Annotated in this window: 10 protein-coding genes; 6 read left to right on the top strand and 4 right to left on the bottom strand. The window is 60.9% G+C overall.

All coding sequences use genetic code 11. From position 1 onward, the window contains the following. The first annotated feature begins 30 nt into the window (after positions 1–30). The 4 genes from AC05K6_RS02895 to der all read left to right on the top strand — a co-directional run bounded on the left by AC05K6_RS02895 (position 31) and on the right by der (position 4769). Positions 31–798 carry a segregation and condensation protein A gene (locus AC05K6_RS02895; RefSeq protein WP_448307739.1) on the top strand — a complete coding sequence of 256 codons (768 nt, stop codon included), beginning with the start codon at positions 31–33 and terminating at the stop codon, positions 796–798. A 33-nt stretch (positions 799–831) separates the two neighbouring features. After that, positions 832–1428: an SMC-Scp complex subunit ScpB gene (gene scpB, locus AC05K6_RS02890; protein WP_448307725.1), complete on the top strand. Its 597-nt coding sequence runs from the start codon at positions 832–834 to the stop codon at positions 1426–1428. 70 nt (positions 1429–1498) lie between these two features. Next, positions 1499–2371, top strand: a complete 873-nt coding sequence (locus tag AC05K6_RS02885; RefSeq protein WP_293791167.1) for a pseudouridine synthase — start codon at positions 1499–1501, stop codon at positions 2369–2371. A gap of 64 nt (positions 2372–2435) precedes the next feature. Beyond that, positions 2436–4769 (top strand): bifunctional cytidylate kinase/GTPase Der, encoded by a 2334-nt coding sequence (gene der / locus AC05K6_RS02880; RefSeq protein WP_476727707.1) that lies wholly within the window; start codon positions 2436–2438, stop codon positions 4767–4769. Positions 4770–4790: 21 nt separating this feature from the next. Here der and trhA read toward each other — a convergent pair whose 3' ends face one another. Together trhA and AC05K6_RS02870 are read right to left on the bottom strand one after the other, a co-directional pair. Then, positions 4791–5450 (bottom strand): PAQR family membrane homeostasis protein TrhA, encoded by a 660-nt coding sequence (trhA, locus tag AC05K6_RS02875; protein ID WP_296214637.1) that lies wholly within the window; start codon positions 5448–5450, stop codon positions 4791–4793. A gap of 94 nt (positions 5451–5544) precedes the next feature. Beyond that, positions 5545–7233, bottom strand: a complete 1689-nt coding sequence (locus AC05K6_RS02870) for a formate--tetrahydrofolate ligase (RefSeq protein ID WP_476727706.1) — start codon at positions 7231–7233, stop codon at positions 5545–5547. A gap of 139 nt (positions 7234–7372) precedes the next feature. Between AC05K6_RS02870 and AC05K6_RS02865 the strand changes: the two genes are divergently transcribed. Continuing rightward, positions 7373–8839, top strand: coding sequence for a glyceraldehyde-3-phosphate dehydrogenase (locus AC05K6_RS02865; protein WP_293791171.1), 1467 nt, complete (start codon positions 7373–7375; stop codon positions 8837–8839). Between the two features lie 12 nt (positions 8840–8851). On the opposite strand, the gene AC05K6_RS02860 is transcribed toward AC05K6_RS02865, so the two are convergent. Next, positions 8852–10480, bottom strand: a complete 1629-nt coding sequence (locus AC05K6_RS02860; RefSeq protein ID WP_476727705.1) for an aspartate:alanine exchanger family transporter — start codon at positions 10478–10480, stop codon at positions 8852–8854. A 330-nt stretch (positions 10481–10810) separates the two neighbouring features. Here AC05K6_RS02860 and AC05K6_RS02855 point away from each other — a divergent pair, with 330 nt between their 5' ends. Next, on the top strand, positions 10811–12496 hold the full coding sequence (locus AC05K6_RS02855) for an ABC-ATPase domain-containing protein (RefSeq protein ID WP_476727704.1): 1686 nt from the start codon (positions 10811–10813) through the stop codon (positions 12494–12496). Here the strand turns inward: AC05K6_RS02855 and AC05K6_RS02850 are convergent. Next, on the bottom strand, positions 12493–13557 hold the full coding sequence (locus tag AC05K6_RS02850) for a glycerophosphodiester phosphodiesterase family protein (RefSeq protein WP_476727703.1): 1065 nt from the start codon (positions 13555–13557) through the stop codon (positions 12493–12495). The genes AC05K6_RS02855 and AC05K6_RS02850 overlap by 4 nt on opposite strands. Between the last annotated feature and the right edge of the window lie 47 nt (positions 13558–13604).

Genomic DNA, 13604 nt, shown 5'->3' with positions numbered 1-13604 from the left:
CCGGAACAGCCTGAGATCACCGGCTTCCGAGTGGCCCTGGCTAACTTCGACGGGCCTTTTGACCTATTGCTGCAGCTGATCCACTCCCACAAGCTGGACATCACCGAAGTGGCCTTGGCGCAGGTCACCGACGAGTTCATTGCCTACACAAAAAACCTCAGTTCTAGCGCGGAGGACTTGGACGAAGTCACGGAATTCCTCGTCGTCGCCTCTACGTTGCTGGACTTGAAAGCCGCCCGCCTGGTTCCACGCGGTGAGGTGGAAAGTGAGGAAGACCTCGCGCTGCTAGAAACTCGCGACCTTCTGTTTGCCCGTCTGCTGCAATACCGCGCGTATAAGCAGGTGGCGAGCCTTTTCGCCGAGTGGCAGCGAGATGCCGCTAGGGCGTACCCGGCCAGCCTCTCATTGGAGGAACACCATGCGAACCTGCTGCCGGAGGTGAAGATCGGCAAAACCGCAGATGAGTTCGCCGAGTTGGCCGCTGCCGTGTTCCGCCCCCGCCCCGATCATGTAGATACCGGCCACATTCACCAGGTCGCAGTGTCCGTCCCCGAACAAGCCGGCCGGATCCTCAACACGCTAAAGGTTGCCGGAGAGAACACGTGGGTAACGTTTAACGCGTTGATCGCCGATGCAGAGTTGAACATGATCGTCGTCGGGCGTTTCCTGGCACTGTTGGAGCTGTACAAGGCACGCGCCATTGGTATCGAGCAGCCCGAGGCGCTGCAGGAGATGTCGGTGGCCTGGACCGGGCTGGATGTCGATCCGGCTGTGGTGGCGGCCAGCAACTGGGAGTAGGCGTCATAAAGAAAGGCACGAAAGGCACACACCATGAGCGACTTGAACCCCAACCCCGCGCCGCTGCCGCAGGTCTCGGTGCTGCGCAGCCGTGTTGAATCGCTACTTCTTGTAAGCGATGAGGCAGTGACGCCCACAGAGCTCGCCCGCGTACTTTCCAACGAGGAGCACGCGGTGCCAGAAGCGGAGGTGGCGCAAATTTTGCATGAGATTGCGGCGGAATACGACGCACGCGGCAACGGTTTTGAACTGCGCGAACACGAAGGAGCCTTTCGGCTGTACACCCGGCGCTCCAACTCGGAAGTGGTGGAGGCCAAGCTGTTGGACGGCACGCAGCAGAGGCTAAGCCGCGCAGCTTTGGAGACCCTGGCGGTGGTGGCCTATCGGCAGCCCGTAACGCGTAGTCAGGTTGCGGCTGTGCGTGGCGTGAACTGCGACGGTGTGATGCGTACGCTCTCTTTGCGCGGGCTGATCGCCGAGACAGGGGAACAGGGCGGAGCGCATCTTTACTCCACCACCGAGCTCTTCCTTGAGCAGATCGGCATCGAGTCGCTGGAGCAGCTTCCGGATCTGGCGCCGCTGCTGCCGGAGGTCGATAGCATCGACAGCTTGGACAATATCGACAGTTAAGTGGGGGAAAGGGTAGAATTCTGCTGGATAATTCAAGATTTTCTTTTTAGTTCGAAGGGCTAGAAACACCGTGGACACACCCGCTCGCCGAGACGGCACACCGGAGACCGCTCCGACAGACATCTATCTATCGCAGGCCAAGCCCGCTAAACGTCAGCACGTGACTGAGCAAGAGGCAGCCGCAGCCCTGAATAAGCCCGACTCGGAGAAGGCGCAGGTGCGCTTGCAAAAAGTGCTGGCTTCCGCTGGTGTAGCCAGCCGCCGGATGAGTGAGAAGCTCATCGCCGCAGGCCGAGTCGAAGTCAACGGCGAAGTCGTGGTGAAGATGGGCACTCGCATCGACCCGAGCGTGGACATTGTCCGCGTAGATGGCGAGCGCGTGCAGGTCAATGAGGAAATGGTCTACTTCGTACTCAATAAGCCGCGCGGTGTGCACTCCACAATGAGTGACGAGCTGGGGCGTCCGTGCGTGGGAGACCTAGTGGGTACCCGACTGAAGGAAGGCCAAGGCCTGTTCCACGTTGGGCGCCTGGATGCGGCAACGGAGGGACTGCTGTTGCTCACCAACGACGGCGAATTGGCCAACCGTCTGATGCACCCCAAGTACGAAGTGAAAAAGACCTACATGGCCACCGTACTGGGCGAGGCCAGCCGCAAGTTGATCCGCGAGCTAAAAGACGGCGTGGAGCTGGACGACGGCACTGCGCGTGCCGACAACGTGCAGATCGTGGACGTGTGGCAGGGCAAGTCGCTAATCAAGGTAGAGCTGCACGAAGGTCGCAAGCACATCGTCCGCCGCATGCTGAAGGAGGCCGGTTTCCCAGTCCAGGCCCTGGTACGCACAAAGATTCACACCGTGCAGCTAGGGGAACAGAAGCCGGGCACGATCCGCGCACTGAACCAGGCAGAACTGCAGAGCTTGTACAAGAAGGTCGGGCTGTAAGCGCCCTAAAAACGCTTTACAGCCGACACAATCACAAAATCAGTTAGGGAACGACCTTTTAGCCATGACGAATGCACCATATTTTGAGCCCGGCTCCGCACTAGACCAGCTCGCCCGCGTTAAAAACATTGAAGACGGTGGCCTGATTGTCGCCGTGGACGGCCCTAGTGGCACCGGCAAATCCACCGTGTGCCGTCGCTTGGCCACCGCCGCTGACGCGAAATACCTGGATACCGGAGCGATGTACCGCGTAGCTACCCTGCACGTACTGCGCCAGGGCATCGACCCTTCCGCAGACAACTCGCGTCCGGACATCATCGCCGCCACGGCAGATCTGCCATTGGAGATCAACGAAGATCCCACGTCTACAGAGGTGCTGCTAGACGGCATGGACGTGTCCGGGGAGATCCGTGGCCCCGAGGTGACCGCCCACGTATCGGCCGTCGCAGCCATCCCAGAGGTCCGCGAAAACCTTGTCGCTTTGCAGCGCTCTTTGGCTTTCGCTGCTGGGCGCTGTGTGGTCGAGGGGCGCGACATCGGCACGGTGGTGCTTAGCGACGCCCCAGTGAAGATCTTTATGACCGCCTCCGCAGAGGTTCGAGCTCAGCGTCGTTACGATCAAGACCAAGCCGCTGGCCGAGACGTGGATTACGACGCGGTACTCGCGGATGTGCAGCGGCGTGATGAAGCCGATTCCTCCCGCGAGACTTCTCCGCTGCGCCCCGCCGAGGATGCAGTGATTGTGGACACGGGCGACATGGACATCGACGAGGTGCTGGAAAAGCTGGCAACGCTGGTACTCGCCAGCGCTCGTCCGGATTCCACCGAGTCGCCTTCGGAGCTGATCTTCCGTACTGCAGACGGCGAAGTGCTGGGGGAGTCCGACTTCACCGCTGCCGAGTTCTCCGAATACGACGATGACGAATTCGACGAGGGCAACGAGGCCGGGCCGGATGAGTTCTTCATTACCGGCCCGGAGGATTTCACCCTTGAAGGCGGCGGCGATTTGCCGGAATCCGACGAGGATTGGGAGGCCTTGGAGGAAGCCTTCGGCGTGCTGGGCGACGAGGAAGCAGAGCAAGAGGCACTGTGCACCGTCGCCATTGTGGGTCGCCCGAACGTGGGCAAGTCCACGCTGGTGAACCGATTTATCGGTCGTCGCGAGGCTGTGGTGGAGGACTTCCCGGGCGTGACCCGCGACCGTATTTCCTACTTGGGTGAGTGGTCTGGCCGCCGTTTCTGGGTACAGGACACGGGTGGTTGGGATCCCGATGCCAAAGGCATCCACGCCGCAATTGCCCGCCAGGCGGAGACTGCTATGGAGACCGCCGACGTGATTGTTTTCGTGGTTGACACGAAGGTCGGCATCACCTCTACCGACGAGGTTATTGCCCGCAAGCTGCAGCGCAGCGAAGTGCCGGTGATCGTGGTCGCCAACAAGTGCGATGCCGACGCACAGCTGGGCGATGTCGCTGAGTTCTGGGCACTCGGTCTGGATAACCCGTACCCGGTGTCTGCACAGCACGGCAAGGGTGCTGCCGACGTTCTGGATCAGGTTCATAGCTCTTTCCCGGAGCACCCCCGCGAACTGTCGATTGTCTCCGGGCCGCGTCGCGTTGCACTGGTCGGCCGCCCGAACGTGGGCAAGTCCTCACTGCTGAACAAGATCACGGGCGAGGAACGCTCCGTCGTCAACAATGTTGCCGGCACCACCGTCGATCCAGTTGACTCCATCGTTGAGTTGGAGGAAAAGACCTGGAAATTCGTCGACACCGCCGGAATCCGTAAGAAGACGAAGCAGGCACGCGGCCATGAGTTCTACGCCTCCTTGCGCACTCGTTCCGCCATTGATGCGGCGGAGGTCGCTGTCTTTCTTGTGGACGCCAGCGAGCCCATTGCCGAACAGGATCAGCGCGTACTTCGCATGATCCTCGATTCGGGCCGTGCCCTGGTGGTGGCTTATAACAAGTGGGATCTGGTGGATGAGGACCGCCGCGAGTTGCTGGAGCGCGAAATTGAGCTGCAGCTATCCCACGTCCCGTGGGCGCGTCGCGTGAATATCTCCGCGAAGACCGGCCGTGCACTCCAGAAGTTGGAGCCGGCGATGATTGAGGCTCTAGAGAGCTGGGATCAGCGTATTTCCACCGGCCAGTTGAACACCTGGCTTCGTGCCGTGATTGCGGAGACCCCGCCGCCGATGCGTGGCGGACGCCTGCCGCGCGTGCTGTTTGCCACCCAGGCTTCCACCAAGCCGCCGGTGATTGTGCTGTTCACCACCGGCTTCCTGGAGCACGGCTACCGCCGCTTCCTGGAGCGCAAGTTGCGCGAGGCCTTCGGCTTTGAAGGTTCGCCGGTGCGTATTGCGGTGCGTGTGCGCGAGAAGAAGCGTAAGAAGTAGCACAGCGCACGCAGTCCCGCGTTAGCGCAGCACCAGGATCCAGATTGCGATGTGGTGCAGCAGCGCCGCCAAGATTGTGGCGGCGTGGAACACCTCGTGGAATCCAAACCAGCGCGGGGAGGGGTTCGGCCACTGTTTGGCGTAGATGACTGCGCCAACGGAGTAGACGATTCCACCGGCCAGCATCAGCAGGCTTACAGCCAGCCCCAACTGCTGGTAGTAGCCAACGGCGCCGATGGCAGCCAGCCAACCGAGCGTGAGGTACGTGGTGGCATCCAACCACCGCGGGTGATCAATCCACACCAGATTCAGTACTACTGCCGCGGCGGCGGCCAGCCAGCACACGGCCAAGATCCACAGCCCGCCGGTGTTAAACCAACCCCAGCCGGTGAACCATCGCGCGCCAAAAGCGCCGACCGTCACTGGCCCGTAAGTGCCGGCGATGAAGACCGCGATCATGGCATGGTCAGCACGCCGCCAGCTGTTCACCGCGCCCTCGGAGCGCCACGGCACTCGGTGGTACAGCGCACTGACCGTAAGCATCCCGGCCAGGCACAGGGCGTACAGCGCCGTGGCCATGGTCATCCAGGACAGGTGAAACTTGGAGGCCGCAACGATGGTCAGCGCGGTTCCCATGCCGCCGAAATACCACGCGGCAGCGGTGTGCAGGCGACCGCGCATATAGGGGCGGGGGCCTCGGTCGAAAACAGGACGTGGAGGCTTCTTCGTGAGAACTTGAGTTTCTTGCACGAAAGAAAGCCTACGTCAATGCGCGTTAGAACAAGCCCGAAATGACTCCACTCTCGTCCACGTCAATGCGCTCAGCCGCGGGCTTCTTCGGCAAACCAGGCAGTGTCATTACGTCACCGGTCATGGCCACCACGAAGCCTGCGCCGATGCGTGGCACCAGCTCGCGGACGTGCAGCGTGTGTCCACTGGGCGCGCCAAGTGCGCTGGGGTCGTCACTGAAGGAGTATTGAGTCTTTGACACGCACACTGGCAACTTGTCCCAGCCGTTCTCCTTCAAGAACGCCAAATCCTTCAAGGCCTTCGGTCCGAACTGGACGTCCGCTGCGCCGTAGATCTCCGTGGCAATCGTGCGCAAGGTGGCTTCCACGCCATCGACTGGCTGATAAATCTGGTGGCTGGAGCTAGGGGCGTCATCACCAGAGGCGCCATCGACGACCTTCAACACGGCAGAGGCTAGATCCGCTGCACCGGCACCGCCCTCGGCCCACACATTGCACTCGACGACACGCACGCCGAACTGCTCGCCCCACTCGGCGATCTGCTGGCGATCCGTAGCGCTGTCGGTACTAAATAGGTTCAGCGCCACCACCGGCTCCACGCCGAACTTGCGGATATTGCTGACGTGGCGCTCCAGGTTGGACAGTCCAGCCTTCAGTACTGAATCGCCGTTGTGCTTTAGCGAACGAATAGTGGCCACGACCACGGTCGCGGCGACATCGAGGCCACCGGCGCGAGCCTTGATATCGAAGAACTTCTCCGCACCCAGGTCGCTGCCGAAGCCAGCTTCGGTAAGCACGACCTCCGACAGATCCAGCGCCGTCGTCGTTGCGATCAGCGAGTTACATCCATGCGCGATATTCGCAAAAGGCCCGCCGTGCACCAGCGCCGGCGTGCCACCTAGTGTCTGCACCAGGTTCGGGTTGATCGCGTCGCGCAACAGGGCAGTGATCGCACCTGCGCACTTCAGATCACCCGCCGTCACGGGCTTGCGGTCGTAGGTTTGACCCACCACGATGCGTCCGATGCGTTTCTTCAAATCATTCAGGTCGGTGGCCAGGCACAGGATCGCCATGATCTCGCTGGCTGCCGTGATGTCGAACCCGCCCTCGCGCGGGGTGCCCTGGCCTGGCCCGCCCAGCCCCGTGACGACGTGGCGCAGCGAGCGGTCATTAACGTCCAGGCAGCGTCGCCAGGTCACCCGTCGCGGGTCAATGCCTAGCGCGTTGCCGTGCTGCACGTGGTTGTCCACCATTGCAGCTAGGGTGTTCGTCGCTGCGGTGATGGCGTGCATATCACCGGTGAAGTGCAGGTTGATGTCCTCCATCGGCACGATCTGCGCATAGCCGCCGCCCGCTGCACCGCCCTTGATACCCATGACTGGTCCCTGGGAGGGCTCGCGGATCGCCACCATCGTCTGGCGCCCCGCTGCTCGTACGGCATCGGCCAGGCCGATCAACACGGTGGACTTGCCCTCGCCGGCGGGTGTTGGGCTCATTGCCGTCACGAGTACGAGCTTGCCCTTTTTATTGACGCCCTCACGCTCCGCCTTCAACGCGGGAACATCGATCTTGGCTTTTGTGCGACCGTAGGGGATCAAAGCTGCTTCCGGGATGCCGGCGCGTTCTGCGATTGTGGTGATGGGCTCCAGGGTGTGAGCTTGGGCGATGTCTACATCGCTGGGCTGAGGATTGCTCGTTGCAGAAGAATTAGTCATACTCCCAGAATAAACGTCTACCCCTATAAGCCCCCGAAATAATGGGTGTAGGGGAGGAGGACACTAGACTCTAGGGGGTAAGCGGGTGACCCCCGATGTTTTCTAAAACGATCCTCTCCAGTGAGGTAGTGAGGTATAGATGACCGACAACGCACCGACCACCAGCGATCTGCACAGCGACTGGAATGAACGCCTAGCTTTGGCTCAGGAAATGCTACCGCTGATCAGCCGCCTGCACCGCGACAAGAACGTCGTGACTTCGATCTTTGGCCGCCTGCTGGTGAACGTCACTGATATCGACATCATTAAGTCTCACCGCTATGCCCGCCGCGTGGTGGAGAAGGAACTGCCGCTGGAGCAGACCCTGCCGGTACTGCGTGAACTGGTGGAAATGGACTTGGGCACCGCCTCCATCGACATCGGATCCCTGGCTAGCCGCTACAACAAGAACTCGGAGGGTTTGACCCTGCGCGAGTACCTGGAGCGTGAGCTGGCAGAGGTCATCGGTGGCCCGGAGCAGGTCGAGCCCCGCGACGTCGTCCTCTACGGTTTTGGCCGTATTGGTCGCCTGCTGGCCCGCATCCTGGTTTCCCGCGAGGCAACCTACGGTGGCGCCCGCCTGCGCGCGGTCGTCGTCCGTTCCAAGGGCGAGGGCGACCTGATCAAGCGTGCCTCCCTGCTGCGCCGTGACTCCGTTCACGGTGCCTTCGACGGCACCATCACCACGGATGAAGAGAACAACACGATCTGGGCAAACGGCACCCCGATCAAGATCATCTACGCCAACAACCCCGCGGAGATCGACTACACCAGCTACGGCATTAACGATGCGATCGTGGTGGACAACACCGGCGTGTGGCGCGACCGCGACGGTCTGTCCCAGCACCTCGAGTCCAAGGGCGTATCCAAGGTTCTGCTGACTGCCCCGGGCAAGGGTGACATCAAGAACATCGTTTATGGCATCAACCACGGTGACATCACTGAGGATGATCGCATCCTGTCTGCGGCGTCCTGCACCACCAATGGCATCACGCCAGTGCTGAAGGTCATCAACGATCGCTACGGTGTGCAGCACGGTCACGTCGAGACCGTTCACTCCTTCACTAACGACCAGAACCTCATCGATAACTTCCACAAGGGCGATCGCCGTGGCCGCGCTGCAGGTCTGAACATGGTGCTCACCGCCACCGGTGCAGCGAAGGCCGTGGCAAAGGCTCTACCGGAGTTCGCCGGCAAGCTAACGGGCAACGCCATCCGCGTTCCCACCCCGGACGTTTCCATGGCTGTGCTGAACCTGACCCTGGACAAGGAAGTTGAGGCCGACGAGGTAAATAACTTCTTGCGTCGCGTGTCCCTGCACTCGACGCTGCGTCAGCAGATCGACTTCATCAAGTCCCCGGAGGTTGTGTCCACCGACTTCGTTGGCACCACCCACGCCGGCATCGTCGACGGACTGGCCACCATCGCTAACGGTAACCACCTGGTGCTGTACGTCTGGTACGACAACGAGTTCGGCTACTCCAACCAGGTGATCCGCATTGTTGAGGAGATCGCAGGAGTGCGTCCGCGGGTTCTGCCGCAGCGCGCAGCTGCCCTGGACCTCTAAGACCGGGTGCTATTAGAGCAGCATCAGTAGTAGCACCTGGCAGCCGATGATCTTGCCGATCATCGCTGCTGGGTACACCGTGGCATAGCCGCGCATGGGTAGCTCTGTGCCCGATTGATCGTTGAGGTAGCTAATCACTGCGGGGTTGGTAGAGACGCCCGCAGCCATGCCCATCGCTTCATCCCATTTGAGGCGCAGCAGCCACATACCGCCCAGGCCACAGACAAGCGCCGAGACGACTGTGATGATAAAGCCCAGCGCAATGTAGCTGAGCGACGTGATATCCGTCAGCGCGTCGCGGAAGCCCGTGCCAGCGATGGTGCCAACACCTGCCAGGAAGATGGCCAGTCCGAGGCTGCTGAGGGCCTTGTTCGCGTGATAAGGGATCTGCCAACCGATGGGGCCGGTGCGGGCAAGCGCGCCGAACACGAGACCCATGACAATGGGGCCACCGCCGAAGCCCAGATTGAGTGTGGCGCCTCCGGGCAGGGGGATGGGGATCGCGCCGATAAGCAAACCGATGGCTAGGCCGAGAGTAAACGGCAGCAAATTGACATCTGCGAGGGAGCGTTCGGAATCGCCCAAGAGCTGAGAAACCTCGTCGATGCGGTGCTTAGGAGTGACCACACGGACGCGGTCGGAGTAATGCAGTACATCGTCTGGGCCCGGAACCAGGTCTTCGTCGCCGCGACGAATGCGGGCGATGATGAAGCCATGGCTGATCGGATCAATGTCTTTGATGCTGCGCCCGGCGATGTTGGGGTTTGAAAGGGTAATGCGGCGGTAGCCGATGTAGGAGCTGTCGATGTCGATATCGACCTCTTCGCCGAGTGCAGCAGTGGCTTTATCCAGGGAGTCGGGCGTGCCCGTAATCACGACGATCATGCCAGGGAAGACCTCGGCATCCGGGTAGGCCAGCTTGTGGTCCTTTTCCTGTACATCCTCAGTGGCGTGGTGTGGTCGCACCAGACGGGTGACGATGATCTTTGTGTCAGCGATGGTGCGCAGGTCACGTACGCAGCCCGTAATGCCGTCTCGCAGGCGGATGCCACGGTGCTCCAGTGGAGCATGCAGAACGTCCTCGTCGATAGCGTCCTGTCGGTGGTTAACTTTGAGAAGCTTCGTACCGATGGCTGCAACTGCGATGGCTCCCAGCACGCCACCGGGATAGGCCAGGGAGTAACCGACAACTGGGTGAGCAGCCAACTCCGGGTTGGTGCCCTCCAACATATCCACGACAGCCGCCATACCAGGGGTCGAAGTCAGTGCAGCAGCGAAGGAACCGGTCGCGGTGGCGGCCTCCACACCAAACAGCGGCACCAGTAGCCACGTCATGCCCATGAGGCCGACGAGGAGTACGACCACAAAGAGGAGCATGCGCCATCCGCGACGGCGGAAATCGGCAAAGAAGGCATGGCCAGCCGTTAGTCCGATGGCGTAGACGAAGATCGCCAAACCGAATTGGAACAGCAGCGGGGGAAGCTGGATGTTGGGATCCAGGGTGGAGAAGATGATGGCGACGAAAAGAATTGCCGCTGTGCCCAGCGACATTCCGCCCAAGCGAATCTTGCCGATAGCGAAGCCGAGGGCGAGGATAATGACGAGGGCGATGAGTGGATTCTCTGCGAGGAAGGCCAACATGAAAACGATCCTATAAAGAAATCCCCGCCCACACGAGGTGGACGGGGACCAGTGAGAAACCTCAGAAGAAGGGGGATTCCTACTTGCCGGTGATCAGGCCGACCAGGCCAGCGATAGCGCCGCCGATTACCTGGACGAGGTTCTGGAAGAAGGTTGCAACGAGTTCAATCATGGGAGTGATCCTTTCTGTGTGTAGTGACTGACGCTAAGGGTTTATGTGGGTTTGTTTAGCGCCTTCACCAATACAAACGATTCCCACGCCTAAGTGTTACACCCTCAAAACAATTTTTTAAAATTTTTTCTCTGAGCAGTTCGCCTACGCTTGAGCGCATGTCAAGAAACACTGCACAAGGAACCCTGGAGGAGCTGATTTCGCGCACCAAGAACCTCGATAGCGCGGGGTACGGAGCATATAAAAAACTCGCGGGGGCCTATAGCGAACCCGGCCTGACAGTTTCCATCGACCACGTTCAGTCCGATCCCTATGCCAGCCCCTCCAAGGTGCGCCTCATTCTGCCGATGAGCGCCGCGCATATTCCCGCGCACCTCGTTAGTGATGCCACCGGCAGGGTAGCAGTCGCCGATTTCCTGGCCCGCCGAATCCAGACAGAGCGCAACCGCCCGAAGAACGTCCACATCGGCGACATCGGTCAGCAGGTTGTCGAACGTACCCACGTGCTTGTCACCCCTGATCGTGTAGAGGCCCGCCTGCTGGTAGGGCTGCCCGCCAAGGGGCGCCGTATTCTCGGCCGCCAAGCCGCGCATCTCCTGGCCGACGATCTGCCTGCCCTTGCAGATGTTTGTTTGCGCTTTGACCGTTTCGCTCCTGCCGACGCCGCAGCGCTCGCAGACCACGTGGCTCTTCTGCGTGACCAAGAGGCTCTGCGTGCCCAGCTGAAACCTCGCAAGCTCGTTGCTTTTGTCGGCAACGGCGCCATCCTTCCGCGCGCCGCAGGCGATAGTGATCGTCCTCTCGCCACAGCCCAGGCCACAGCCTTCCAGTCGCCTGAATCGCTCACCCAAACCTTCGAACTCCCTAGTGGTCGCACAGTCACCGGCATGGGCATCCCGGAGGGGCTGACCGTTATCGTTGGCGGGGGCTATCACGGCAAGTCCACTCTGCTCCGCGCTCTGGAACGCGGCGTCTATCCCCACATCGCCGGCGATGGTCGTGAGTGGGTTATCTCCCGCGCCGACGTCGCCAGCGTCCGTGCCGAGGACGGCCGTCCTATCACCGGCGCCGACATTTCGCCGTTCATCACCAACTTGCCCACCGGCGCCGATACGCGCCGCTTCAGCACCACCAACGCCTCGGGTTCCACATCGCAGGCAGCCAATGTCGTCGAAGCGCATGCCTCGGGGACATCATCGCTGCTTATCGACGAGGACACTTCGGCCACCAACTTCATGATCAGAGACCGCCTGATGCAGCGCCTCGTGCCGAATGATAAAGAGCCCATCACCCCGTTTGTGCAGCGCGTTCGCTCTTTATACGACGCCACCTCGGTCTCCACCGTGCTGATCGCCGGCGGCTCGGGTGCTTATCTGCAACTGGCCGATACCGTCATTGCAATGGATGCCTACCGTCCCAGCGATGTCACCGCCCGTGCCCACGAACTCGCGGGGGAGGAGGAGCTGTCAGAACAAGAAGGGTTCCAGCACATCACCGCTAGCCGCATCTTGGCTCGCGGCGCCTTGAAGTCGCGAAAGCCTCCCAAGCCACGGGGGCTATCCACCATTAGCGTGGATCGCTCGGAAATCGATCTAGCAGCCGTTGGCCAACTCGTTGCACCCTCGCAGACCGCCGCGATTGCTGCGGCGCTGGCTTGGCTATCGAAAAACGCCGACGGCCAGACCCCGCTGGTGGAGCTGGTCGCGAGGTTGGAGCGACGCATCACCGAGGATGGTCTGGCCGTTTTGGTGCCCGGGCGTGATCACCCCGGGCATTTGAGCCGCCCACGTGGGGCGGAGATCCTGGCAGCAGTAAACCGCTACAGGGAGCTAAAGCTCGCTTAGAGAACCTGGAGCTTGTTCTTCTTTACAACGTCTAGGCCGCGGGTCGGGTAATCGGTAATGAGGCCGTCCACCTTAGCGTCGACCATGGCCTGCATGTCGGATTCCTCGTTCACGGTCCACGGCAGAACCTGCAGCCCCGCAGCATGGGCGGAAGCCACGTTCTCAGGGGTGACCAGCTTGTAGTCCGGGGATAGGATTTCCGCGCCCAACTGCTTAGCGGCCTTGTTCACATCGCCACCGAGCTTGTCGTAGTCAACGTCACCGATCCACTTGGAGCCGGATTTCCACGTGGTGGCGTCATAAAGAAGAGCGAGAGAGATGTCCGGCTGAGCCTTGCGCACAAGTGGCAAGGAGCGCCAGTCGAAAGACTGGATGGTGGTGCGAGAGGTTGCCTTGTTGTGGCGGACGACCGGCAGGATCGCGTCGACAAACTCCTGCGGTGTGGCAGACTTCTCGCGGTCCTCGGCCTCGATCTTGGTCTCGATGTTGAAGCGCATCTGCGGATCGGTGGCAGCAATATCGAAGACGTCCTGCAGCTGCAGCAGCTTGTTCGACTTCTCGGCCTTAGCCTCGGGGAATCCCTTCAGCACCTTGTTGCAGTTCAGGGTCTGCAGCTGGTTCCAGTTCAGTTCGTGGACGAGCTTACCCACGTAGGGGAACTCCGGGTCGTTCTCGGTGGCTGGCTTGGTATCGGTGCACTTGTCGGCCTGGATTTCCGGATCGTGCCATACAACCGGGGTTCCGTCCTCGGCCAATACGATGTCCAGCTCGAGGGTGGATACTCCCATCTTTAAAGATTCTTCAAAAGCCTTGCGGGATTCCTCGGTGTACTCGCCGCGACCGCCACGGTGCGACTGCAGGTCGAAGCCCTGCTGCTCTTCCGGCTGAGGCTTTGAGGAACCTGTTACGGATGAACCGATGGTGAGATTAAAAGAGGAGCCGGCGACGGAAGAACCGATGCTGGAGTTGGTGGCGGCAACTGCGGTGCCAGCGGAGCCGATAGAAACGATGGCGGCCACGGCTGCGGCAGTGGCCTTGCGCCAGGTGAGGGGTGTCTTCATGCTTTCCTAACTGGGGAGCTATTTGTTAAAAGATCATGCGTCTACTG

The sequence above is a fragment of the Corynebacterium sp. TUM25020 genome (assembly GCF_056388495.1).
The sequence above is the reverse complement of the archived record's forward strand: the minus strand, read 5'-3'. Positions and strand labels throughout refer to the sequence as shown.

Excerpts from the sequence above, each read along its gene's own strand:
- scpB (WP_448307725.1), top strand. The coding sequence starts at position 832 with ATGAGCGACTTGAACCCCAACCCCGCGCCGCTGCCGCAGGTCTCGGTG.
- der (WP_476727707.1), top strand. The coding sequence starts at position 2,436 with ATGACGAATGCACCATATTTTGAGCCCGGCTCCGCACTAGACCAGCTC.
- trhA (WP_296214637.1), bottom strand. The coding sequence starts at position 5,450 with ATGCGCGGTCGCCTGCACACCGCTGCCGCGTGGTATTTCGGCGGCATG.
- AC05K6_RS02870 (WP_476727706.1), bottom strand. The coding sequence starts at position 7,233 with ATGACTAATTCTTCTGCAACGAGCAATCCTCAGCCCAGCGATGTAGAC.
- AC05K6_RS02865 (WP_293791171.1), top strand. The coding sequence starts at position 7,373 with ATGACCGACAACGCACCGACCACCAGCGATCTGCACAGCGACTGGAAT.
- AC05K6_RS02860 (WP_476727705.1), bottom strand. The coding sequence starts at position 10,480 with ATGTTGGCCTTCCTCGCAGAGAATCCACTCATCGCCCTCGTCATTATC.
- AC05K6_RS02855 (WP_476727704.1), top strand. The coding sequence starts at position 10,811 with ATGTCAAGAAACACTGCACAAGGAACCCTGGAGGAGCTGATTTCGCGC.
- AC05K6_RS02850 (WP_476727703.1), bottom strand. The coding sequence starts at position 13,557 with ATGAAGACACCCCTCACCTGGCGCAAGGCCACTGCCGCAGCCGTGGCC.